The organism is Parafrankia soli (assembly GCF_001854695.1).
In the GTDB taxonomy this organism is placed as follows: domain Bacteria; phylum Actinomycetota; class Actinomycetes; order Frankiales; family Frankiaceae; genus Parafrankia; species Parafrankia soli.
Genome location: NZ_MAXA01000113.1, coordinates 61,521 through 84,385, shown reverse-complemented (window position 1 = coordinate 84,385; position 22,865 = coordinate 61,521). Strand labels below are relative to the sequence as shown.

The 22,865-nt window shown below is 72.2% G+C and carries 16 protein-coding genes; 1 reads left to right on the top strand and 15 read right to left on the bottom strand.

Annotated features, from left to right (window positions below):
* From obgE to rplU, 3 genes are all read right to left on the bottom strand, one after another.
* On the bottom strand, window positions 1–1,644 hold the full coding sequence (gene obgE / locus BBK14_RS10795; protein WP_071061522.1) for a GTPase ObgE: 1,644 nt from the start codon (window positions 1,642–1,644) through the stop codon (window positions 1–3).
* 195 nt (window positions 1,645–1,839) lie between these two features.
* Window positions 1,840–2,127 carry a 50S ribosomal protein L27 gene (rpmA, locus tag BBK14_RS10790; RefSeq protein ID WP_071061520.1) on the bottom strand — a complete coding sequence of 96 codons (288 nt, stop codon included), beginning with the start codon at window positions 2,125–2,127 and terminating at the stop codon, window positions 1,840–1,842.
* 4 nt (window positions 2,128–2,131) lie between these two features.
* The gene (rplU, locus tag BBK14_RS10785; RefSeq protein ID WP_020462729.1) at window positions 2,132–2,449 is read right to left on the bottom strand and encodes a 50S ribosomal protein L21; all 318 of its coding nucleotides are present in this window, start codon (window positions 2,447–2,449) and stop codon (window positions 2,132–2,134) included.
* A 767-nt stretch (window positions 2,450–3,216) separates the two neighbouring features.
* Between rplU and BBK14_RS10780 the strand changes: the two genes are divergently transcribed.
* Entirely contained in the window at window positions 3,217–3,984 is a 768-nt protein-coding gene (locus BBK14_RS10780) for an MFS transporter (RefSeq protein ID WP_241831386.1), read from the top strand.
* A 142-nt stretch (window positions 3,985–4,126) separates the two neighbouring features.
* Here BBK14_RS10780 and BBK14_RS10775 read toward each other — a convergent pair whose 3' ends face one another.
* The 12 genes from BBK14_RS10775 to BBK14_RS10720 all read right to left on the bottom strand — a co-directional run bounded on the left by BBK14_RS10775 (window position 4,127) and on the right by BBK14_RS10720 (window position 22,832).
* A complete protein-coding gene (locus tag BBK14_RS10775) occupies window positions 4,127–8,290 on the bottom strand; it encodes an Rne/Rng family ribonuclease (protein WP_071061516.1) in 4,164 nt (1,387 codons plus the stop codon).
* A gap of 113 nt (window positions 8,291–8,403) precedes the next feature.
* Window positions 8,404–9,165 (bottom strand): TIGR03936 family radical SAM-associated protein, encoded by a 762-nt coding sequence (locus BBK14_RS10770; protein WP_071061514.1) that lies wholly within the window; start codon window positions 9,163–9,165, stop codon window positions 8,404–8,406.
* Window positions 9,149–11,182, bottom strand: a complete 2,034-nt coding sequence (locus BBK14_RS10765) for a TIGR03960 family B12-binding radical SAM protein (protein WP_071061512.1) — start codon at window positions 11,180–11,182, stop codon at window positions 9,149–9,151. The genes BBK14_RS10770 and BBK14_RS10765 overlap by 17 nt, the downstream gene beginning before the upstream one ends.
* A gap of 45 nt (window positions 11,183–11,227) precedes the next feature.
* On the bottom strand, window positions 11,228–12,463 hold the full coding sequence (rodA, locus tag BBK14_RS10760; protein WP_071061510.1) for a rod shape-determining protein RodA: 1,236 nt from the start codon (window positions 12,461–12,463) through the stop codon (window positions 11,228–11,230).
* Between the two features lie 162 nt (window positions 12,464–12,625).
* Window positions 12,626–14,977, bottom strand: coding sequence for a penicillin-binding protein 2 (gene mrdA, locus BBK14_RS10755; protein WP_071061508.1), 2,352 nt, complete (start codon window positions 14,975–14,977; stop codon window positions 12,626–12,628).
* Complete coding sequence (gene mreD, locus BBK14_RS10750; protein WP_071061506.1) at window positions 14,974–15,510, bottom strand: rod shape-determining protein MreD; 537 nt, start codon at window positions 15,508–15,510, stop codon at window positions 14,974–14,976. Before mreD ends, mrdA begins: the two co-directional genes overlap by 4 nt.
* 8 nt (window positions 15,511–15,518) lie before the next feature.
* Complete coding sequence (mreC, locus tag BBK14_RS10745; RefSeq protein WP_071061504.1) at window positions 15,519–16,544, bottom strand: rod shape-determining protein MreC; 1,026 nt, start codon at window positions 16,542–16,544, stop codon at window positions 15,519–15,521.
* A 280-nt stretch (window positions 16,545–16,824) separates the two neighbouring features.
* Window positions 16,825–17,856: a rod shape-determining protein gene (locus tag BBK14_RS10740; RefSeq protein ID WP_071061502.1), complete on the bottom strand. Its 1,032-nt coding sequence runs from the start codon at window positions 17,854–17,856 to the stop codon at window positions 16,825–16,827.
* A gap of 533 nt (window positions 17,857–18,389) precedes the next feature.
* Window positions 18,390–18,803: a nucleoside-diphosphate kinase gene (gene ndk, locus BBK14_RS10735; protein ID WP_083390855.1), complete on the bottom strand. Its 414-nt coding sequence runs from the start codon at window positions 18,801–18,803 to the stop codon at window positions 18,390–18,392.
* 204 nt (window positions 18,804–19,007) lie between these two features.
* A complete protein-coding gene (locus BBK14_RS10730) occupies window positions 19,008–20,357 on the bottom strand; it encodes a bifunctional folylpolyglutamate synthase/dihydrofolate synthase (protein WP_041254813.1) in 1,350 nt (449 codons plus the stop codon).
* 112 nt (window positions 20,358–20,469) lie between these two features.
* Window positions 20,470–21,762, bottom strand: a complete 1,293-nt coding sequence (gene clpX, locus BBK14_RS10725; protein ID WP_020462740.1) for an ATP-dependent Clp protease ATP-binding subunit ClpX — start codon at window positions 21,760–21,762, stop codon at window positions 20,470–20,472.
* 425 nt (window positions 21,763–22,187) lie between these two features.
* Window positions 22,188–22,832 carry an ATP-dependent Clp protease proteolytic subunit gene (locus BBK14_RS10720; protein ID WP_018500228.1) on the bottom strand — a complete coding sequence of 215 codons (645 nt, stop codon included), beginning with the start codon at window positions 22,830–22,832 and terminating at the stop codon, window positions 22,188–22,190.
* Window positions 22,833–22,865: the final 33 nt, after the last annotated feature.

The window sequence follows — 22,865 nt, the reverse complement described above, 5'->3', positions numbered from 1 at the left end:
CTAGCCACGCCCGCCGTCGGCGTCACCGCCGGAGCCACCGCTGTCGCCGAAGGCCGCACTGTCATTGAAGCCGGCGCCGTCACCGAAGCCGGCACTGTCGCCGAAGTCGTCAGCGGAGTCGTTCAGGGCCGTCCGCTGTGCCCTGGTGAGCCGCTTGGACGTCCGCAGCCGCAGGTCGGTGCCCCGCGGACCGAGCGGGAGGTCGGAGACCACTGCTCCGCCGCGCGCGCCGGCTCTCGTGCCCCCGGAGCCGCCCACGGTCGCGATCGTGACGGCGGTGTCGACGGCGCCGTAGCCCGCCTCGCCGTAGCCGTCGCCATCTTCGCCACCGGCGGCGAGCAGCGCCTCCCGGCCGGACAGCGTCGGCTCCCAGTCGAAGGTGACGGCACCGATCGTGACCGCGACCCCGGGGAAGGCACCCCGCTTGGCGAGCTCCTTCTCGACGCCCAGCCGGGCCAGGCGGTCGGCCAGGTAGCCGATCGCCTCCTCGTTGCTGAAGTCGGTCTGGCGCACCCAGCGCAGCGGTTTGGTCCCGCCGACGACGAAGCCGTCGCCCTCGGCCCGCACCGTGAAGTCCGGCTCGTCCACCGCGCGCGGGCGCAGCACGATCCGGGTCGCGGCCGGGCTGGGCGCGGCGGCGCGCAGGCTGGCGACGAGCTCGGCGAGCGCGAGCGCGAGCCCGCGGACCCCGTGCCGGCTCGCCGTGCTGATCTGGTGCACGGCCAGACCGCGGGCTTGCAGGTCAGGGGTGACCAGCTCGGCGAGCTCGGCCGCGTCCGGGACGTCGACCTTGTTCAGCACCACGAGACGCGGGCGGTCCGACAGGTCGGTCGTGTACGCGGCGAGCTCCGCCTCGATCACGTCGAGGTCGGTGAGCGGATCACGGCCGGGCTCGAGCGTGGCGCAGTCGAGAACGTGGACGATCAGCGAGCACCGCTCGATGTGCCGCAGGAACTCCAGGCCCAGCCCCCGGCCCTGGCTGGCACCCGGGATCAGCCCGGGGACGTCCGCGACCGTGAACGGGCGATGGTCACCGGCCTGGACGACGCCCAGGTTCGGGACCAGGGTGGTGAACGGGTAGTCGGCGATCTTGGGACGCGCGGCGCTGAGCACCGAGACCAGCGAGGACTTCCCGGCGCTCGGGAAGCCGACCAGCGCGACGTCGGCCACGCTCTTGAGCTCGAGGACGGCGTCGAGCTGCTCACCCGGCTCCCCGAACTCGGCGAAGCCGGGCGCCTTGCGGCGGGCCGAGGCCAGCGAGGCGTTACCCCGCCCCCCGCGGCCGCCGTGTGCCAGGACGTAGGTGCTTCCCGCCCCGACCAGGTCGACGATCTGCTCGCCGTCGGGCGAGAGCACGACGGTGCCGTCCGGCACCGACAGAACCAGGTCGTCGCCGTCCGCGCCGTGGCGGTTGGAGCCCTGGCCCGGACGGCCGCCGCCGGCCCGCTGATGCGGGTGGAAGTGGAAGTCGAGCAGGGTCGTCACGCCGCTGTCGACGCGCAGCAGCACGTTGCCGCCACGGCCGCCGTTGCCGCCGTCCGGCCCGCCCAGCGGTTTGAACTTCTCACGGTGGATCGAGCAGCAGCCGTGCCCGCCGTCGCCGGCGGCGGCGTGCAGAACCACCCGGTCAACGAACGTCGGCATGATCTGCCACCTCTCCTAACTCCGCGGTTGACCGCGGTCTGACACACAAGGGCGCCGCGCATGCCACACCGGAGGGGCTGTGGCTCGCGCGGCGCCCTGTGAACGACTACGACCCGGGCGACGGCCCGCACATCCCCGGCGGCATCGCGCCGCGGTTCTGGCAGGTCTCTGAATCGCCGGACCTCTTTGGGCTGGTCAGGCCGGTACGGCGACCTTCTCGGCACGCTCGGTGTCGGCCGAGACGATGTTCACGACCCGGCGGCCCCGCTTGCGGCCGAACTCGACGTGGCCCGGAGCCAGCGCGAACAGAGTGTCGTCCTTGCCGCGGCCGACCAGGTCACCCGGGTGGAAGTGGGTGCCCCGCTGCCGGACGATGATCTCGCCGGCCTTGACCAGCTGGCCACCGAACCGCTTCACGCCGAGCCGCTGGGCGTTCGAGTCACGGCCGTTGCGCGAGGAGCTCGCGCCCTTCTTGTGCGCCATCTCGTCAGGCCTTCCCCGTCTCGATCCCGGTCACCTTCAGGCGCGTGTACTTCTGGCGATGGCCCTGACGCTTGTGGTAGCCGGTCTTGTTCTTGAACTTGTGGATCCGGATCTTCGGACCCTTGACGACACCGACGACCTCGGCGGTGACCTCGACGGACGCCAGAGCGTCAGCGTCGTGTGTGACCGACTCGCCGTCGACGAGCAGCACCGCCGGAAGGTTCACGGCCGCGCCCGGCTCCCCGGAGAGGAGTTCGACGTCGACGACATCGCCGACGGCGACCCTGTGCTGCTTGCCGCCGCTGGCAACGACCGCGTACACCAGATCTCCCTGCTGTTGGATCTCGCTTGGACCGCCTGGAGCGGCCCGTCAAGCCTGCCTCACGAGCTGGGCGCCCGTGGCACGCGGTCTCGCCGGTGCGACATCCGCGCCCGCAACCATGCCCGCACATGCCCGCACCCATCGACCCGCATCCGCGCTCGCGGGTCAGGAGGCCCGCGAGTACCGACGCACGCCCAGGACGCGCCTGCCTCGTGTCCATCCACCTTACAGGTCATCCGGGCAAGGGTGAGACACGCCCACCCGGCACGACCACCGATCGACCACAAAGAAGATCAAAAAGAAGGCGCAGCCCGGGGGACATCAATGAAAGAACGACAGAAGAACACGGAAAGACACACTGCGATGGAGACACGGGCGATAGGCGGGTTCCGAGAGGGTCATGTTGCCTATGACCCGGACGGGCCATGGTGACGAACGAGTCGCGGGGAAAACATGTGGGGTCCTCCAGCGCGGCGACGAGGGCCGTCCCCACCAGGACGGGTCGCCGGCGGAGCGCACCGGCGGTGCCTGCCCTGGGGGCACGCGAGGAGGCACGTGACCCCGCGTCACACGACGCCGCGCGACGTCCGCGCCAGGCTCGCGGACGCGCGGGCAACGGGACTCACCGCGAACCGAGTCGCCGTGGCTCGAGTCGCCGCACCCCTGGTGGGGGCGGGCCGAGTCGGGTCGGGGCGGACCCCGCCAGGCGGGGTGAGTCGGGCGGACCAGAGGATTCAGAGGGGGCGATCGGGGTGCACTGGCATTACGTGACATGGGCGGCAGGCGCCGCCACGATGGCCGCCCTTGCCGTCGCCTGCCTCCCGCTGATCGCGGCGGCGGTCACCCCGGCCGCGGCGCAGCCGTCACCGCGCCGGACCGACTCCGCCCCCACCGTTCCCACCCCCACCGCGCCTACCCAGGCGGTACCCACCCACTCCATGCGCGCGCACGCCGTGCCCGCTCAGGCCGTGCCCGGTCGGGCGGCCCCCGCGGCGGCAGGAGTGCTCGTCATCCTCGTCGTGTTGATGGCGACCGAGCTGACCTTCGACGGGCTGGTCGACCCCCCGGCCTGGGTCCGGGCCGGATGGGCGATCACCACCGCGGTCGCGGCGGCGTGGCTCGCCGCCCACGGCCGCGAACTGACCACACCGGCCCCGCCCACCACCACCCGCACCGGCGGCGCGTTGCCCACGACCGGCAGCGCGGGAGCCGCCAGCGGCACGATGCCCGCAACCAGCGACGCGGGGCCGGCTACCAGCGGCACACGGCTGACGACCAGCCCGGCCGACGCCGACCCAGCGGGGCCGGCCCGGATGGCGGACCCGCTGTCCGAGCAGGACGATCTGGTCCAGACGCTGGTCATGGCCTCGTACGCCCTGCAGATGGGGGACGAGCCCCGCGCGCGCCAGGCCGTCGACGGAGCGCTGCGACGCTCCCGGGCAACCCTCGACGAGCTGATGCGCCAGCGCGGATGCCACGGTCTCGTCCGAGCCGCCCCGGCAGCCGCCGGCCGCAACACCCCGAACCTCTACTAACCCCTCAACCCCTCAGCCGGACAACCCACGCAGATAGGGTCGGCGGCCGAGAGAAGTGTGGCGGGTGAGCGAGTCCGTGGACTCGCTCACCCGCCACACTTCTGTCGTACGTGGGACTCACCCGCCGTGGCGGGTGAGGGGGTCAGGTGCTGGTGGCTTCGGAGGGAACGGGGATCGGCTGGGCGGTGTCCGTGGGCTTGGAGACCGGGCGGGATGCGCGACGGCGACGGGCGCGGGCCGGCTTCTCGGCGCCAGCCGGAGTGCCCGCACCGTTCGTCCCGGAATGCAACACGCTGTCCGGATCGTCGGTGTTCGCGAACACCGGGATTCCGCCGGAACCCGGCCGCGACTCACCGTCGACCGTGGTGCCCTTGGCCCCGCCACTCCCGGCCCCGTTAGCCCCGGGCCCGCCACTGACGCCGCTGCTGTCGACGCCGTTGCTCTCAGTGCCCTGATCGCTTCCGGCTCCAACCGTTACGGCGAGCCGGGCGGCCCGCGGTGCGACGGCGTCCGGCAAGGACGCGCCGGCCTGAGTGGCCGGGTGTTCACCAGGAGCCACCGCCTCCGCCGACCCCGACACCCCAGCCGATCCAACTGATCCAGACGAATCAGTCGATTCAGCCGATGCGGAGCCGTTCACGGACCCGATGGCATCGTCCGAGGAGATATGCGCCCCGTCCACGGCCGACGAGACCGCGGCAGCCACGAGGGCCGGACCAGCGGGCTTTGTCGCGTGCCGTGCGCGGCGGCCCGTGGAGGTACCGGCCGCCTGGGCCGGAGCCTCCGCCGCCGGCTGGCTCGCCGACGACGACGCCGCCGCCGCCTCCCTCGGCTGTGCCCCGTCCCGCGACTGCGCGTCCCTTGAGTGCGCGGAGTCGAGGTGGACGAGCACACCGCGCCCGTTGCAGTGGGCGCACGGCTCGCTGTAGGCCTCCARCAGGCCCTGGCCCACCCGCTTGCGGGTCATCTGGACGAGGCCCAGGCTCGTCACCTCGGCGACCTGGTGGCGGGTCCGGTCCCGGCCGAGGCACTCGGTGAGCCGGCGCAGCACCAGCTCGCGGTTGCTCTCCAGCACCATGTCGATGAAGTCGATGACGATGATGCCACCGATGTCGCGCAGCCGGAGCTGGCGGACGATCTCCTCCGCGGCCTCGAGGTTGTTCTTGGTGACCGTCTCCTCGAGGTTGCCGCCCTTGCCGGTGAACTTGCCGGTGTTGACGTCGATGACGGTCATCGCCTCGGTGCGGTCGATGACCAGTGAGCCACCGGAGGGCAGCCAGACCTTGCGGTCCAGCGCCTTCGCGAGCTGCTCGTCCACCCGGTACTCGGCGAAGACGTCCCCGGTGCCGACGTAGCGGCGGACGCGGTCGCGCAGGTCCGGGGCGACCGTGTCGACGTAGCCCTCGACGGTCGCGGCCTCGTGCGACCCCTGGACGACCAGCTCGGTGAAGTCCTCGTTGAAGATGTCGCGGATGACCCGCACCACCAGGTCGGGCTCGCCGTAGAGCAGGGACGGCGCGCTGGCCTTCTGCGCCTTGCGCTGGATGTCCTCCCACTGCGCGACGAGGCGCTCGATGTCGCGCTCGAGCTCGGCCTCGCTCGCGCCCTCCGCCGCGGTGCGGACGATCACCCCACCGTTCTCCGGAGTGATCTTCTTGAGGATGCTCTTCAGCCTGGCGCGCTCGGTGTCCGGCAGCTTGCGGCTGATTCCGGCGTTCTGGCCGTCCGGCACGTACACGAGGTAGCGGCCGGGCAGGCTCACCTGGCTGGTCAGCCGCGCGCCCTTGTGCCCGATCGGGTCCTTCGAGACCTGGACGAGCACCGACTGCCCGGACTTCAGCACCTGCTCGATCTTGCGCGGCCGGCCGTCGAGGCCCGAGGCGTCGTAGTTGACCTCACCGGCGTACAGGACGGCGTTGCGGCCCTTGCCGATGTCGACGAACGCCGCCTCCATGCTGGCCAGGACGTTCTGCACCCGCCCGAGGTACACGTTGCCCGCGTAGGACGCCGAGCTGGCGCGCGTCACGAAGTGCTCGACCAGGACGCCGTCCTCAAGCACGGCGATCTGGGTGCGGTCACCGTTGTGCCGGACGATCATCCGGCGCTCGACCGACTCCCGCCGGGCGAGGAACTCGGCCTCGGTGACGATGGGTGCGCGGCGGCGACCGCTGTCGCGGCCCTCGCGCCGGCGCTGGCGCTTCGCCTCCAGCCGGGTGGAACCGCTGACCCCGCGGACGAGGTCGTCGTCCCGGCGCGTCTCGCGCACGTGCACGACGGTGTTCGGGGGGTCGTCGGGGATCGGCGCGGTCTCCGCGCCGGTCCCGGAACGGCGGCGGCGCCGGCGGCGGCGGCGAGATCCACCGGCGCGGTCATCGTCCGAACCGTCCTCGGCCGAGTCGTCCGCGCCGTCCTCGAGGTCCGCGCCGTCGTCGGCGTCAGACTCGGCGTCGGTGTCGGTGTCGGCGTCGGCTCCGGAGTCGGCTCCGGCCACCAGCTCGGCTTCGGAGTCAATCTCCTCCGCCGCGTCGAACGTCTCCCTCGTCGGCGAGCGACGTGAGCGGCGGCGGGAGGACCTGGGCTCACGCTCCACCGGCTCGGCTTCGGGCTCGCGGTCGTCGTGCTCCTCGGCCTCGTCGACCTGCTCCTCGGCAAGGTCGCTGGTCTCGGAGATCTCGTCTTCGCCGCGGGCCCGGCCACGGCCGCGGCGGCCGCGGCGACGGCGACGGGTTCCGCCCGGTCCGGCGTCGTCGCCGTCCGCGTCGGTGGACGAGTACTCGCCGCCGTCGAACGCCTGCTCGCTGCTCTCCGTCTCCAGTGCCTCACCGAACTCCGCGGTGTCGTACGCCACCGCGTCGTCGGCCGCGTCGACGATCTCGTCGGCCGAGGCCACGTCGTCGAGGCCCGCACCGGTGAGGCCGCCGCGACCGGTCACGACGGGCTCGGCCGGCGCGTCGTCGGCGTCACGACGGCGGCGGGGCCACGGTTCCACGACCGCCGGCTCCGGCTGCTGGAAGGTGATCATCGCCACCGGGCGACGGGCCGACTGCCGGGTCACCGGCGCGGGGGCGGGCGCCTCGGCGCCGCTGGTCCACGTCGGGGCGACCGCCCGCGTGCGCCGCCGCGAGGTGCGCTCCGCCCGCGGGGGCTCGGGCGCACCGACCGCCTCGGGACCGGGGGCGGTCTCCGTTCCGGCGACCGCCTCGGGACCGGCCGCGGGGGTGGCTCCGGTGGTTCCGGCTCCCGTCACAGCCGCTGTTTCCGCCACTGTCGCGGCAATCACGGGCTCCGGCGAGGACGCGACCGCCGGCTGAGCCCCGGGCGCGTCCGTCGCGGCGGCGCCAGTCCCGGCAGCGCTGGTCCCGGCGTCCACGTCGGGGGTGGCGTTCGCCGACAGTTCGTCGACCGGCTCCGCGAGCGGGTCGACGGTCTCGTCGATGGCCGGTTCGGGAGCCGGCGGGGTGGCCGCGTCGGCCGCCGAGTCCGGGGCTGCGGCGGTGGCCGGAGCGGAGGCGGCGGGAGTCTGCTCGGCCGCCGGCTCGACCTTCGTGGCCGCCCGACGAGCACGGGTGCGACGCGGCTTGGTCACGGCGGGGGCAGCCTCGCCCGACGCCGTAGTGTCAGCGAGCGCATCGGACGCGGTGACGTCGCCCTTCGCGACCTGCCCGGGCGAGCCGGGGACGTTGTCCGCTCCGGCCTCGGGCGCCGCGGTGGCGGACGACGTGGTCTCAGGTGTCCTGGTGTCGAGCGACGTCGTGTCGGGCGAGCCGGCGGCGGGCGACGTGGTGTCGGAGGGAGCGGGGGTGGCTGTGGTGTCGGGTACGGCCTCGCTGACCTCCCGGGAGGCCCGGCGCGGCCGGGTCGTCCTCGCCCGCCGGGCCGGCTTGGCCGGCGCGGCTTCGGGCGCCGGCTCGGCGCCGGCCTCGACCAGCGGTACCGCGGCGTCAGGCGCCGCGCCGTCGGACACGGGGAGAGTGCTGGACGCGGCACCGGCACCAGTGGCGGAATCGGCCGCGTCCACGGCGGTCTCGCCACCGGCCGCGGCGGCAGGCGGGCCTGCCTCCTCGGGTGGCGGCCCGGCCGGTCGGCCAGCCGCGCGGCGGCGCCGGGTGGGGCGTTGCGGAGCGGTCTCGGCGGTCACGCTCTCAGGGGCCGCAGATTCAGCGACAGCTGTCGCGGGAGTCACCGACTCGGGAGCCGCCGCCGCAGGGGCCGCGGTATCGGCAAGGGTGTTGTCGGAGGGCACGGTCTCGGAGGGCGTTACCTCGGAGCGCGTGGCCTGGTCCTCGATGATCTGATCTTCGGGCACGGGTTATGAAGCCTCTCGGGCTCCCGGGCGCGCTGTGTCAGCAGTCGCGGCCGCGCAGAAGCCACTGTCTCGGTCCGACGGTTGTGCCGCCGGCAATCCTGCGACGCCCTGCATCACGCTTCGAGTTGACCCACCAGCCGGGCAGCCTCGTCGCGGTCCGGTACCAGCGGGTCCGCCAGCGTTCCGTCCTCGCGCAACCGGCCCTGTTCGAGTCGTGTTGGCTCGGGCGGCACCGGGACGCTGAGGACGGCGACCGCGGAAAGGGCGGTCAGCACGTCGTCGGGTCGAACGGCGGGCGTCGTGTGCCGTACGACCACGTCCAGTATCGCACAGGTGTCGTTCTCTGCACGGCAAACGGCCCAGACCACGGCCTCGCGCACGTCCACGCGGCGCCGTCCGTCCTTGGTGGCCCGCTCGACCGTGAGTGACTCCCGACCCAGCAGCTCGGCGACGGCGACGTCCAGATCGGCGATCGCGGCGCCGGGCATCCGCAGCCGCCACCGGGACGCGTCGATCCGGTCCGGCAGCGGCGGGCTGTCCGCCGCGACGCAGTGCAGGACGTCCAGCCCGGGCGGGAGCGCCGCGTCGAGTTCCGCGCGTACCTGCTCAGGCTCCATCGGGGCCGACAGCGCGACCTCGAAGTACTCGGCCTCGCTTGCGGCGCCGGTGGGTGCCGCGCCGACCCACGACACCCGGGGATGGGGGCTGAACCCGGCCGAGAACGCGACCGGTATCCGGGCGCGACGCAGGCCGCGTTCAAAGGTCCTGGCTATGTCGCGGTGCGACAGGAAGCGCAGCCGCCCCCGCTTGGCGAACCGGACCCGCACCCTGGCCACGACCGGCGGGGGCGGCGGGCCCTCAGGTCGACGAGGCACTGACCCGCGCCAGGTCGGACGGAACAGGGGACGACCCGGCAGGGCCCGGTTCAGCCGATGCAGCCGACGCATCGGTACGACCCACCGGGATCACCGGGATCAGTGTGCGCCCGGTGGGGCCGATCTGGTTCTCGGTTCCCATCGTCGGGCACACCCCACAGTCGTAGCAGGGGGTCCAGCGGCAGTCGTCCAGCTCGGTCGCGCGCAGGGCGTCCTGCCAGTCGGCCCACAGCCAGTCACGGTCGAGGCCGGCGTCGAGATGATCCCACGGCAGGATCTCGCGCTCGTCGCGCTCGCGGGTCGTGAACCAGTCCAGCGAGACGCCGAGCCCGGTGAGCTCCGCCTCGCACGCGGCCTCCCAGCGGGCGAACGAGAAGTACTCGCTCCAGCCGTCGAAGCGGCCACCGTCGCGCCAGACCCGCTCGATCACCCGGCCGACCCGGCGGTCACCGCGTGCGAGCAGCCCCTCGATGATGCCCGGACGCCCGTCGTGGTAGCGGAAGCCGACCGCCCGGCCGACCTCACGGTCGGCGCGCACGGTGTCACGCAGCAGCTTGAGGCGCTGGTCGGTCACCTCATGGGATGCCTGCCCCGCCCACTGGAACGGCGTGTGCGACTTGGGGACGAACCCGCCGATCGAGACGGTGCACCGGATGTCGCGGTGGCCGCTGGCCCGCCGGCCCGCCCGGATGACCTCGCGGGCGAGATCGGCGATCTCCAGGACGTCCTGGTCCGTCTCGGTGGGCAGGCCGCACATGAAGTAGAGCTTCACCTGCCGCCAGCCGTTCGCGTAGGCCGTGCTGACCGTGCGGACCAGGTCCTCCGCGCTGACCGTCTTGTTGATGACCCTGCGAAGCCGCTCCGAGCCGCCCTCGGGGGCGAAGGTGAGCCCACTGCGGCGGCCGTTGCGGGAGAACTCGTTGGCGAGGGTGACGTTGAAGGCGTCCACCCGGGTGGAGGGCAGGCTCAGCGCCGTGTTGGTGCCCTCGTAGCGGTCGGCCAGGCCCTTGGCGATCTCGCCTATCTCGCTGTGGTCCGCGCTCGACAGCGACAGCAGGCCCACCTCGGAGAAACCCGAGGCCGCGAGCCCGGCGTCGACCATCTCGCCGACGGTGGTGATGCTGCGCTCCCGCACCGGACGGGTGATCATCCCGGCCTGGCAGAACCGGCAGCCGCGGGTGCAGCCGCGGAAGATCTCCACGCTCAGCCGCTCGTGCACCGTCTCGGCCAGCGGTACGAGCGGGGTCTTCGGGTACGGCCAGGAGTCGAGGTCGGTCAGGGTGTGCTTGGCGGGCCGCTCCGGGACGTCGTCCCGGTTGCGGGTGACCGCCGCGATCCGCCCGTCCGGCCGGTAACTGACGTCGTAGAACTCCGGGACGTAGACCAGCTTGCGGCGGGCGAGACGGTGCAGCAGCTCCGTGCGCCCACCGGGCGCGCCGGCGGCCTTCCAGGCCCGGGTGATGTCGGTGATCAGCAGGACGGCCTGCTCGCCGTCCCCGAGGACGACGGCGTCGACGAAGTCCGCGATCGGCTCGGGGTTGAAGGCCGCGTGCCCGCCGGCGATGACGACCGGCCAGGTCAGGCCGTCACCCGGGGCGGCACGGTCCGCGGTGCGCAGCGGGATGCCGGCGAGATCCAGGGCCGAGAGCAGGTTCGTGTAGCCGAGCTCGGTGGAGAAGCTGACCCCGAAGAGGTCGAAATCCCCGACCGGGCGATGGCCGTCCACAGTGAACTGCGGTATTCGGTGCTCACGCATCAGGGCCTCGAGATCCGGCCAGACCGAGTACGTGCGCTCCGCGAGGACGTCCGGCTGCTCGTTGAGGATCTCGTAGAGGATCTGGACGCCCTGGTTCGGCAGCCCGACCTCGTAGGCGTCGGGGTACATCAGACACCAGTGGACCGCGGCGTCGCCCCAGGGTTTGACGACCGCGTTCCCCTCGCCGCCGACGTACTGGACGGGCTTCCGGACCCGTGGGAGCAGCGGCTCCAGGAGGGGAAACAGCGACTGTCCGGACATGCCCGCGAGCCTACGGCACCGGAGGGTGGCCGACCGCCTCAGCCCTCAGAGCGCGTAGGGGTCCGAGCGCGAGCGCAGGCGGACGTTCTGCAACAGCCCGACCGCGATCATGTTCGCGAACATCGAGGAACCGCCGTATGACAGGAACGTCAATGGGAGGCCGGTCACCGGCATCACACCGAGACACATGCCGATGTTGACGAAGATCTGGAAGGTGAACCAACAGACCACGCCGGTGGCGATGAGCGCCCCGAAGGAGTCCTGCGAGTGGAAGCCGATCGTCAGCGCCCGCCAGAGCACCACGCCGAGCAGGACGATCACACCGCCGGCCCCCAGATAGCCGAGCTCCTCGCCGGCGACGCTGAACACGAAGTCGGTCTGCTGCTCGGGCACGAACTGGCCCTGGGTCTGCTGGCCCTCGAACAGACCACGACCGGTGATGCCGCCGTTCGCGATCGCGGTCATCGCCTGGTCGACGTTGTATCCGGTGGACGACGACGCCTTGTTCTCGGAGACGAACGAGGTGAGGCGTGCCTCCTGGTAGGGCTTGAGCAGGTGGAACTGCAGGATCGCCCCGCCGAAGAGGACCCCGCACAGGATCAGGCCGAGCACCCAGCGCCGCGGCGCGCCGCTCACCGCCAGCATGCCGAGGGTGACGAACACCAGCACCATGACCGTGCCGAAGTCGGGCTGCAGCATGATCAGGGCCATCGGCACGACGGCGAGCCCGAGCACGAGCAGCACGTCGCCGTGGCCCGGCGCGCCGCGCCGGATGCCGGTGTGCCGGTCCTCGTGTTTCTCCCCGAGGATCATCGCCGCCCCGACGACGAGCGCGACCTTGGCGAACTCCGACGGCTGGAGCTGGAAGCCGGCCGGGAGCACGATCCACGAGTGGGCGCCGTTGACGGTGGTGCCGACCAGGAGGACGGCGATGAGACCGACCAGCGAGCCGAGATAGACGAAGGGCGCGTACGCCCGCAGGATCCGGTAGTCGACCAGGGTCGCGGCGGCCCCGAGCAGCAGGCCGATCACCAGGTTCAGCAGGTGGCGCTTCAGGAAGGTCTGTGGGTCTCCCCCGGTCTCCTCCAGCCGCTGGCGGGTCGCCGACCAGACCAGCAGGGCACCGAGGAGCGCCAGCGCGATCACGCTGATCTGAAGCGGCCAGTCGAGCCGGCGCAGCGGCGAGTGCCGCCCGGACGCGCGGTCGCGCAGCTGCCCGATCCGCCCCCGGACCAGCACCGGGGAGGAGCGCAGCGCGGTAGGACCCGGGTCCTGCGTCATCGTTCCCCTCCCCGTCTGTGGGCGGCCCCGGCTATGCCGGCCGCACTGTGGGTGGACCGAACTGCCGAGTGGCCGTCCGTGGGATGTCCGGCCGGCTGTGGCCCTGGTCGCCGGCTGTGGACCCGGTGGCCGGCCGGATCGGCGCCGGCCGGCCTCGCACCGTCAGTCGTGCCCGGTTGGGCCGCGTGCCCGCGGCACCTGTTCGCCGGCCGCCGGCTCGCCGGTGCCGCCGGCACCCGGTTCCACCGGCGGCGCCGGGTGCCTGGCCTCCGCGAAAACAGCGGGCAGCACCGCACCGGGGACCGTCGTTCCCGCGGCTGCATCCCCCGGCACCGCGGCGGCGGCTGTCGTACCCGACGCACCCGCGCCCGGCGCCGCTGTTCCCGGCGCCTGGGGGCCCGGGGCGGTCGTACCGGGTGCGCCCGCGTCCGGCGCGGCCCCGGGCGCCGCAGCGAACGTGCCGTCGCGGCCCAGCTCGGGCAGCTCGGCCGGTGGCTTGCCCCCAGGCACCGCCCCGGGTCGGCCTACCCCGTAGAGCGCCTTGTAGATCTCCTTGGCGACCGGCGCGGCGTACTCGGCGCCGGTCCCCGCCTCCGGGATGCTCACCACGACCGCGAACTGCGGGTCGTTCGCCGGAGCGAACGACGCGAACCACGAGGTGTCGGCCTTGCCCTCGACCTCGGCCGTTCCGGTCTTGGCCGCCACCGGCACCATGTCGCTGGGCCAGTCGGCGAACACCCCGGCCGCCGTCCCGCCGCCCTCGGTCGTCACCCCGCGCAGGGAGTCCCGGATGTAGGCGAGGTTCTCCGGCGAGATGGGCAGCTTCCCGGTGACCGTCGGCTCGATCCTCTTCACCTCTCTGCCATCCGGCGAGACCGTGGCCTTGGCGAGGGTGGGCTTGTAGAGAGTCCCGCCGTTCGCGATGGCCGCGTAGGCGGTGGYGAGCTGCAGCGGGCTGGCGGAGAGGTACTGCCCCTGCCCAATGGAGAACTGCACGGCGGCACCGGCGTTGTAGAGGTAGCCGTCGACGCAGGCCTCGGCCGCGTATCTGCGGAAACGCTCTGCCTTCGTCGGGTCGGGCTCCTCCGGGTAGCCGTTCTGCGCCCGCCGGCAGTAGGAGTCCTTGAGCTCCTCCCAGATCTGCTTGGCCTCGGCACGGTCCACGACCGTGCCGGCGGTCTCGCCGGGAAGGTCGATGCCCGTGCGCCGGCCGAAGCCCAGTCCCTCCGCCATTCGGGCGAAGTACTCCTTCGGCTCCGGGTAGGGGCCGCGGCCGTTGCGCAGCCCGCCGTCGGCGACCCAGGCGTCGTAGGCGAACTTGTCGTAGATGACGTCGCAGGAGATCACCAGCGCCTGGTGCAGCGTGATGGGTCCCGCGGACGAGCCGTCGAAGTTGTGGAAAACCTGGTCGCCGACCTGGAGCGTCGGCGCGCAGTCGTATGTGTCGTCGCCGCTCGCGCCCAGGTGCTCCAGCGCGACCGCGGTGGAGACGACCTTGAACGTCGACGCCGGCGCGGACGAGCCCTGGTAGGCCCGCGAGAGCAGCGGGGTGCCGTTGGCCGGGTCGGACAGCGCGGCGTAGTCGTTCTGGGAGACGCCGCCGACGAACACCGACGGGTCGTAGGACGGCAGGCTGGCCAACGCGACGACGCCGCCGGTGCGCACGTCCAGCACCACCGCGGAGGCGGACCGCGCTCCCCCGCCGAGCGAGTTGAGCGTCGTGGCCAGCGCCTCCTCGGCCGCGCGCTGGACGTCCAGGTCGAGGTTGAGCACGAGGTGGTCGCCGCTGACCGGCGGGGTCGTCGACGCGGTGCCGGCGACCCGGCCGAACCGGTCGACCTCGAGGCGTTCCACCCCGTCCGCGCCGCGCAGCGCGTCGTCGTAGGTGTACTCCAGGCCGGAGACGCCGATCAGGCTGTTAAGGTGGTAGCCCTTCTCGTCGCCCTGCTTGTCGAGCTGGTCCTGGGAGACCGGGGCGAGGTAGCCGAGTTCGTGCGCGGCGAGCTGGCCGTTCGGGTACTCGCGGACGGCCTGCAGGTCCGCGGAGACACCCGGGAAGCGGTCCGGGTGCTCGATCACCGCGAGCGCCTGCGCCGGGGTGACGTCCTTCGCCACCGGCACCGGCTGGTAGGGCGAGCCGTTCCAGCACGGCGCCCGCACCGTGGCCGAGCAGAAGCGGACCCGCTGCTCGAGCTCGGCCAGCGGCGCCCCGATGACGGAGGCCAGCCGGTCGAGGACGGCCTTGCCCTTGTCCGCCTGGCGGTCGATGGTCGACCGGTTGACCGAGATGACCAGCGAGGTGCGGTTGCGCACCAGGGGCTGACCCTCGTCGTCGACGATCATGCCCCGGGTGGCGGGGGTGACCACCTCGCGGACCCGGTTGGTCTCCGCGACCTGGCGGTAGCGCTCGCCGTCGAGGATCTGTAGCACCCACAGCCGGGCGCCGAGCGTCACCAGCAGGGAGAGCACGAGGACCCGCAGGATCAGCAGCCGGATGCGCATCCGGTCGGTCACACCCGCCTCCGATCCCCGTGCAGGCGGCGGGAGGCCGCCGCCGCGAGCGGGAACAGGAACGGCGTGACGAGCAGGGCGTAGAGCCCGGCGGCGATCGCGCGCACGATGGCCTGGCCACCGGTGAGGGCCGCGTCGCCCAGGATCGACGTCGTCGCCGCGTGGCCCAGGGTGCCCAGCGCCGCCGCGGCGCCGACCGCGGCGAGCGGCACGACGATCGAGCGCTCCGCCGCGTTCATCACCAGGCCGACGAGATACCCGACCAGGCACAGGACAAGCGCGGTCTGCCCGATCACATGCGTGGACAACAGGTCGGCCACGAGCCCCACGGCGAAGCCCAGGACCGCGCCGAGCATCGGCCCCTCGATCAACGCGATGATCGCGAGCAGGACGAGGACCAGATCGGGCCGGCCGAGCGGCGCACCGAGCCGCGCCACGACCGAGACCTGCAGGACGACCGCGACCAGCAGCACCACCACCGCGGCCACGAACGTGCGCGGATGCAGGCTCTCCTCGGAGGTTCCGGTATCCCACACGGCCGACCTCAGCCCGCACCCGCGGCCGCGGGGACGCCCGCACCGCCCTGCGCCTGACCACCCTGAGGCTGCCCGGCTTGAGGCTGCCCGGCCTGGGGCTGCCCGGCCGGCTGCTGGGCGCCGTCGGGCTGGGCGGGCGCGGACGGCTGGCCGGCCGGCGGCTGCGCGGCGTCGGGCGCGGGCGCCGGGCGGGGCGGGAGGACCCGGTCACCCGGGTCCGCCGGTGGGCCGCCGATCACGACGCCGACCATGTCGAGCGTGCCGACGGAGACGAAGGGACGGACCTCCGCGGTGCGCGAGAGCCCGCCGACGTCCACCACCTTGGTCACCTCACCGATCGGTACGCCCGCCACATAGTCAAGACTACCGAACGTCACCAAACGGTCACCCTTTTTAACCTGGTACGAGGCGTCATAAAGAGTGAAGGTCAGCGAGCTCGGTCCCTGCCCGCCGGCCACCGCGCCGAGCAGCTGGGTCGTCTCCAGCCGGGCGCCGATCCGGCTGGTCGGGTCGCAGAGCAGTTTGATCACGGCGGTGCTGTCGGTCACCGAGGCGACCGTCCCGACCAGGCCCGACGCGTTCACGACCACCTTGTCGACGGCGAGGCCATCCCGGCGGCCGGCGTTGATCGTCACCGTCCAGTCCATCCCGGTGACGTCGCCGACCGCGATGACCCGGGCCGGGACGATCGTGTACTGGCCCTTGTCCGCGAGCAGGCGCAGGTCGGACAGATCCCCCGCCAGCCGGTCGATCTCGGCCCCGTCGGCGATCTGGCGCCGCAGCGCGGCGTTCTCCTCACCGAGCCGGTCGGCACGGTCGTGGTAGCGGTTCGGGTGGGTCAGCGAGGAGACGGTGCGCCCCACCGGGCGGGTCACCGTCGTGACCGCGTTCTCCACGCCGCCGACCGCCGAGTGCAGCACCCCGCGCACCCCGGTCGCGGAGTCACCCGTCCGGTAGTCGAGCGTGATCAGCGTGAAGGCGAGGACGAGCAGCGCGGCGATGACGAGGCGGGAGCGCCTGGTGTCACGTCCCACGTCGGTCCTCCGTCACCGGTGCCGTCCTCCTGCCGTGTGGTCCGGATGGCTGCCGGCCCACGGTTGCCGCAAGGTTCCGGTGATGTTTCTACCGGGGCCGCGACAAGCCCTCGAGCCGGGGCCGGCCGGCCGCCCGGCCGCCGAAACGGCCGGGCAAGCCTTGGCCGGCGCTGTCACAACACCCTCGACCGGCGCCGCCACGACACGCCGCGCCCGCGACCGTCGATCTTCCTGGTCGGACGAGCGGCGGGCCGGCTGGGTTCCCGGCCCCGGGCCGCGGTCAGCGTTTCGGTTCGGAGATCAGGACCTGCTGGAGCGCCTCGAACTCCTCGACGCACTTGCCCGAGCCCATCGCCACCGAGTGCAGCGGGTTCTCGGCGATGTGGATCGGCATCCCGGTCTCGTGGCGCAGGCGCTCGTCGAGCCCGCGCAGCAGCGCCCCACCACCGGTCAGCACGATCCCGCGGTCCATGATGTCGCCGGAGAGCTCCGGAGGGCATCTGTCGAGGGTGACCTTCACGGCGTCGATCACCGCGTTCACCGGCTCCTCGATGGCCTTGCGGATCTCCTCGGCGGTCACCACGATCGTCTTGGGCAGGCCCGTGACGAGGTCACGGCCGCGGATCTCCGCGCTCGGCTCGTCCGGGATCTTGTGCGCCGAGCCGATGGCCATCTTGATCTCCTCGGCGGTCCGCTCGCCGAGCATCAGCGAGTACTCCTTCTTGACGTAGGAGATGATCGCCGTGTCGAGCTCGTCACCGGCCGTGCGGATCGACTGGCTGGTGACGATCCCACCGAGGGAGATGACCGCCACCTCGGTCRTGCCGCCGCCGATGTCGACGACCATGTTCCCGGTCGGCTCGTGGACGGGCAGGCCGGCACCGATCGCCGCCGCCATCGGTTCCTCGATGATGTAGACCTTGCGGGCCCCGGCCTGGTAGCCGGCGTCCTTGACGGCCCGCTGCTCCACCCCGGTGATACCGGACGGCACGCACACCACCAGCCGCGGCTTGGCGAAGTGCCGGCGGCGGTGCACCTTCTGGATGAAGTAGCGCAGCATCCGCTCGGTGGTCTCGAAGTCGGCGATCACGCCGTCCTTCAGCGGGCGGACGGCCACCACGTTGCCCGGGGTGCGCCCGATCATCCGCTTGGCGTCGGTGCCGACGGCGAGGATGCCCGAGGTGGTCGTATTGATCGCCACCACACTGGGCTCGTTGAGGACGATCCCCCTGCCGCGGACGTAGACGAGCGTGTTGGCGGTACCAAGGTCGACGGCCATGTCACGACCGAGGAATGACAGCGAACTGGACATCGTCGGGTGCCGGCCTTCCCGGGGGGCGCGAGGTGGGACGGGTCCGGGCGGCGCACGCGGGCGTCACCGACCGGCCCGTCTCCGACCAACGCGCGAAACGCGTACAGAGTTCGTCGAGCGGGCGGGACGGCCCGGATGCGCCGCGCGAGAACACGGTCACGGCGACCGCCTGAAAGGTCGTTCGCCGCAGCCCGCCGGACACGTTCCGGGCAGTTGAAAGCGTAGACCGCCCCCGGTGGGGTCGCCGCGCCGACCGGGAAGCGTGTCACCCCGCGCGTAGCGGGGCGTGCACGGCACGCCGGTCGGCGCCAGGCCATCCGGGACGGTTGCCGAGCGGGCGGCGCAGCGCCACCGATCGGGCGCCGGGCTCCGAGCGCAACCGCCCCGGATCGGTGACGAAACGCCCGCCGGGACGGCTCGCCCGGCCAGCGGCCCCACGGGGGTGCCACCGCGACGGGGCGCCGCGCGGCCGGCGGTTCACCCGCAACGGTGCCGCCGGCCACCCTCGGACGGGCCGGCCGGAGCCGGGTGGGTCAGCTCAGGCCGGGGAAGAAGAGGTCGATCTCGCGCTTGGCCGACTCGGGCGAGTCCGAACCGTGGATGAGGTTCTGGCCGATCTCGAGCGCGAAGTCACCGCGCAGCGACCCGGGAGCCGCCTTCACCGGGTCGGTGGCGCCGATCAGGCCACGCAGCGCCTCGACCGCGCGGGGCCCCTCGACCACCAGCGCGACGAGCGGGCCGGAGGTGATGAACTCCACCAGCTCGCCGAAGAACGGCTTGCTGGCGTGCTCGCCGTAGTGGGTCTCGGCGACCGAGCGCTCAAGCGTGCGCAGCTCGAGTGCGACGATCTTCAGCCCCTTACGCTCGATGCGGCCGACGACCTCACCGACGAGGCCGCGGCTGACGCCATCGGGCTTGACCAGGATGAGGGTGCGCTCGGCGGACACGGGACTCCTTCGGAATCGTTTCGTCATCTTCGACGTGGTAGGGGCGCCCGGACCGCGTCTACGCGACACCGGTTGGCCCCTGGCAAACCTACAGGGTCGGCGTTCACCACCGGTCCGCGCAGTCCCCCGGACCACCCGTCAGAGCACCGCGCGGGCAACACCGGGATCACCAGGCACATCAGATCATCGCCGGCCGACGGACGGTCAGCGACGAAGCAGGTGCCGCGCCTCACCCACGGTCACCAGCGAGCCGGTGACCAGCACACCCGTGCCGCCCAGCTCGCCCTCCTCCTCCGCGAGCCGCACCGCGGCCTCGAGGGCGTCGTCCAGCCGTGGCGCCACCTCGACCCGGTCGGCATCGAAGACGTCCACCGCGATCGCGGCCAGGTCGTCCGCGCCCATCGCCCGCGGTGACGTGCTCTGGGTCACGACGACACTGCTGAGCACCGGTTCCAGGGCGGCGAGGATGCCCTCGGCGTCCTTGTCTCCGAGCACACCGACGACCCCGACAAGATTGTCGAAGCCGAAGGCCTCGTCGACCGCGGCCGCGAGGGCCTGCGCGCCGGCGACGTTGTGCGCGCCGTCCAGGACGATGGTCGGCGAGCGCCGCACGACCTCCAGCCGGCCGGGCGAGTCGGCCTGGGCGAACCCGGCGAGGACGGCGTCGGCGTCCAGCTGGCCCTGCCCGCCGCCGAGGAACGCCTCGACGGCCGCCAGCGCGACGGCCGCGTTGTGCGCCTGGTGGATGCCGTGCAGCGGCAGGAAGACCTCCTCGTACGTCCCGCCCAGACCGCGCAGGGTCAACACCTGGCCGCCCACCGCCACCCGCCGGCCGACGACGCCGAACTCCAGGCCCTCCCGCGCGACGGTGGCGCCGACCTCGGCGCTGCGCCGCAGCAGGACCTCGGCGGCGGGCAGCGACTGCTGCGCCAGCACCACCAGGGCGTCCGGCCGGATGATCCCCGCCTTCTCCGCCGCCACCGCCTCCACGGTGTCACCCAGCTCCGGATGATCGAGGGAGACCGGCGTGATCACCGCGACGCCCGCGTCGACCACGTTCGTCGCGTCCCAGGTGCCGCCCATGCCGACCTCGACGACCCCGGCGTCCACGGGCGAGTCGGAGAAGGCGGAGAACGCCATCGCGGTGAGCAGCTCGAAGAACGTGACCCGCTCGGGATGGCGGCTGTCGACGAGCTCCGCGTAGGGGATCACGTCGTCGTAGGCCCTGGCGAACACCTCAGCGTCGGCGGGCACGCCGTTGATGCTGATCCGCTCCGTGACGCTTTCCATGTGCGGGGAGGTGTACCGGCCCGGCCTCAGTCCGAAGCCCCGAAGCAGCGCGTCGATCATCCGCGCCGTGGACGTCTTGCCGTTCGTCCCGGTGATGTGGATGGACGGGAAGGACCGCTCCGGGTGCCCCAGCAGGTCGACGAGATCCCGCATCCGGTCCAGGTCCGGGTGCATCCGGTGCGGGAACCGCCCGGCCAGTGCCTTCTCCACCCGGGCGAGCTCGGCCGCGTCGTCCGGCGTGCGCCCCGTGCGTGCGTCTGTCACGGAGCCGAGGTTATGGCATCGGGACGCCCGTTCCGAGGCCGCGGCCGGCACGGGCACCTCGCCGTCGCCGAGGCCACGGCGACCAGTGCCGGGGCGGCCGGCCGCGATCTCGTCAGGCGGACTTCTCCTGGCGCGGGCCGCGCTTCGACGCGGCGACGTCGCGTGGCACCAGGGTCGGGTTGACGTGCTCGAGCACGACCTCCCGGGTGATCACCGCGCGGGCGACGTCCTTACGGCTCGGGATGTCGTACATCACCGAGAGCAGGACCTCTTCCATGATCGCGCGCAGGCCGCGGGCGCCCGTCCCGCGCAGGATGGCCTGGTCCGCGATGGCCTCGAGTGCGTCGGTGGTGAAGTCGAGGTCGACGCCGTCCAGCTCGAACAGCCGCTTGTACTGGCGGACGAGCGCGTTCTTCGGCTCGGTGAGGATCCGGATGAGCGCCTCGCGGTCGAGGTTGGAGACGCTGGTGATGATCGGCAGTCGGCCGATGAACTCCGGGATCATTCCGTACTTGAGGAGGTCCTCCGGCATGATGTCGCCGAAGACGTTCGAGGCGTCCGGGTCGTCCTTGCCGTGCAGCACCGCGCGGAACCCCAGCGACTTCTTGCCGATGCGCGACTCGATGATGCGGTCCAGACCGGCGAAAGCCCCACCGACGATGAACAGGACGTTCGTCGTGTCGATCTGAATGAACTCCTGGTGCGGGTGCTTGCGGCCGCCCTGCGGCGGGACGCTCGCCGTCGTTCCCTCGAGAATCTTCAGCAGCGCCTGCTGCACGCCCTCGCCGGAGACGTCCCGGGTGATGCTGGGGTTCTCCGACTTCCGGGCGATCTTGTCGACCTCATCGATGTAGATGATGCCGGTTTCGGCCTTCTTGACATCGTAGTCGGCGGCCTGGATGAGTTTGAGAAGAATGTTCTCGACATCCTCGCCGACATACCCGGCCTCGGTGAGCGCGGTCGCGTCGGCGATGGCGAACGGGACGTTCAGCATCCGGGCCAGCGTCTGCGCCAGCAGGGTCTTGCCGCACCCCGTGGGGCCCAGCAGCAGGATGTTGCTCTTCGCGAGCTCCACCTCGCCCTTGCCGGCGTCACCGCCGGAGGCACCGCCCGCCTGCACCCGCTTGTAATGGTTGTAGACGGCCACCGACAGCGTCTTCTTCGCCGCCTCCTGACCGACCACGTACCCGTCGAGGAACTCGTAGATCTCCCGGGGCTTCGGGAGCTCCTCCCACTTGAGCTCCGAGGACTCGGAGAGCTCCTCCTCGATGATCTCGTTGCAGAGATCGATGCACTCATCGCAGATGTAGACGCCGGGGCCGGCGATGAGCTTCTTCACCTGCTTCTGAGACTTACCGCAGAAGGAGCACTTGAGCAGGTCACCGCCATCACCGATGCGTGCCACCGAGGACTCAGTCCCTTCGTCCAGACGATGGTGTCGCCTGCGTGTCGGGGGCGGTGGGCACCGCCCGGTCGTCGCGTGTCTGCCTGTATCCGTCCCCGTGGGGACGGTACCCCGCGGGGGCGTCCGGTGAGAGCCCAATCGCTGGGCTCATACCGGTCAGCCTACGGTCATCGGACCCGTCCCCGCTCGTCCAGACGGCCCGTTCGGCACCACCGCCCGATCGGGCGTCCGGAAGGGGACGGGAGGATGCCAACCCGTCGCACCCGGCCCGCCACCGACGAGCCTCTCGCGTACCGCGCCACCACAGGGCCGCCGGGCCCGCGGCCCGGGTCCGACGGAGGAAGCGGCGCCCCGGAGGCGCCCACCGAGGGCGGCCCGGTGAGCCCCGCCGTGCCCGGGCCCGGCGGGGCCGACTCGGCGCCGGCTCAGCGCGCCGAGGCGAGCCGCGAGGACTTCCGGGTCTTGATCACTTCATCGATGATGCCGTAGTCCTTGGCCTCGTCAGCGCTGAAGATCTTGTCGCGCTCGATGTCCTTGCGGACGGCCTCCTCGGTGCGCCCCGTGTGCTCGGCGAGCATGTGCTCCAGCAGCGACCGCATGCGCAGGATCTCGCGCGCCTGGATCTCGATGTCGCTGGACTGGCCCTCGCCCTGCGCCGACGGCTGGTGGATGAGGATGCGGCTGTTCTGCAGCGCGAACCGCTTGCCGGGGGTACCGGCCGCGAGCAGCACCGCCGCCGCGGACGCCGCCTGGCCCATGCAGATCGTCTGGATGTCGGGACGCACGAACTGCATGGTGTCGTAGATCGCGGTCAGCGACGTGAACGACCCACCGGGCGAGTTGATGTAGATCGAGATGTCGCGGTCCGGGTCCTCGGACTCGAGGAACAGCAGCTGCGCCATCACGTCGTTCGCCGACGTGTCATCGATCGGCGCGCCGAGGAAGACGATGCGCTCCTTCAGCAGCTTCGAGTACGGGTCCATCCCGTACTCACCGCGGGACGTCTTCTCGATGATGTTGGGGAGGACGTACCGGCTCTGCGTTCCGTAGTAGCCCTGTGGTCCGTGCATGGTGACTGCCTCCGAGGAGAGCGGGTGACGAGG

Coding starts and splice junctions, on each gene's coding strand:
- obgE (WP_071061522.1), bottom strand. CDS start 1,644: ATGCCGACGTTCGTTGACCGGGTGGTTCTGCACGCCGCCGCCGGCGAC.
- rpmA (WP_071061520.1), bottom strand. CDS start 2,127: ATGGCGCACAAGAAGGGCGCGAGCTCCTCGCGCAACGGCCGTGACTCG.
- BBK14_RS10765 (WP_071061512.1), bottom strand. CDS start 11,182: ATGTCCGGACAGTCGCTGTTTCCCCTCCTGGAGCCGCTGCTCCCACGG.
- rodA (WP_071061510.1), bottom strand. CDS start 12,463: ATGACGCAGGACCCGGGTCCTACCGCGCTGCGCTCCTCCCCGGTGCTG.
- BBK14_RS10720 (WP_018500228.1), bottom strand. CDS start 22,832: ATGCACGGACCACAGGGCTACTACGGAACGCAGAGCCGGTACGTCCTC.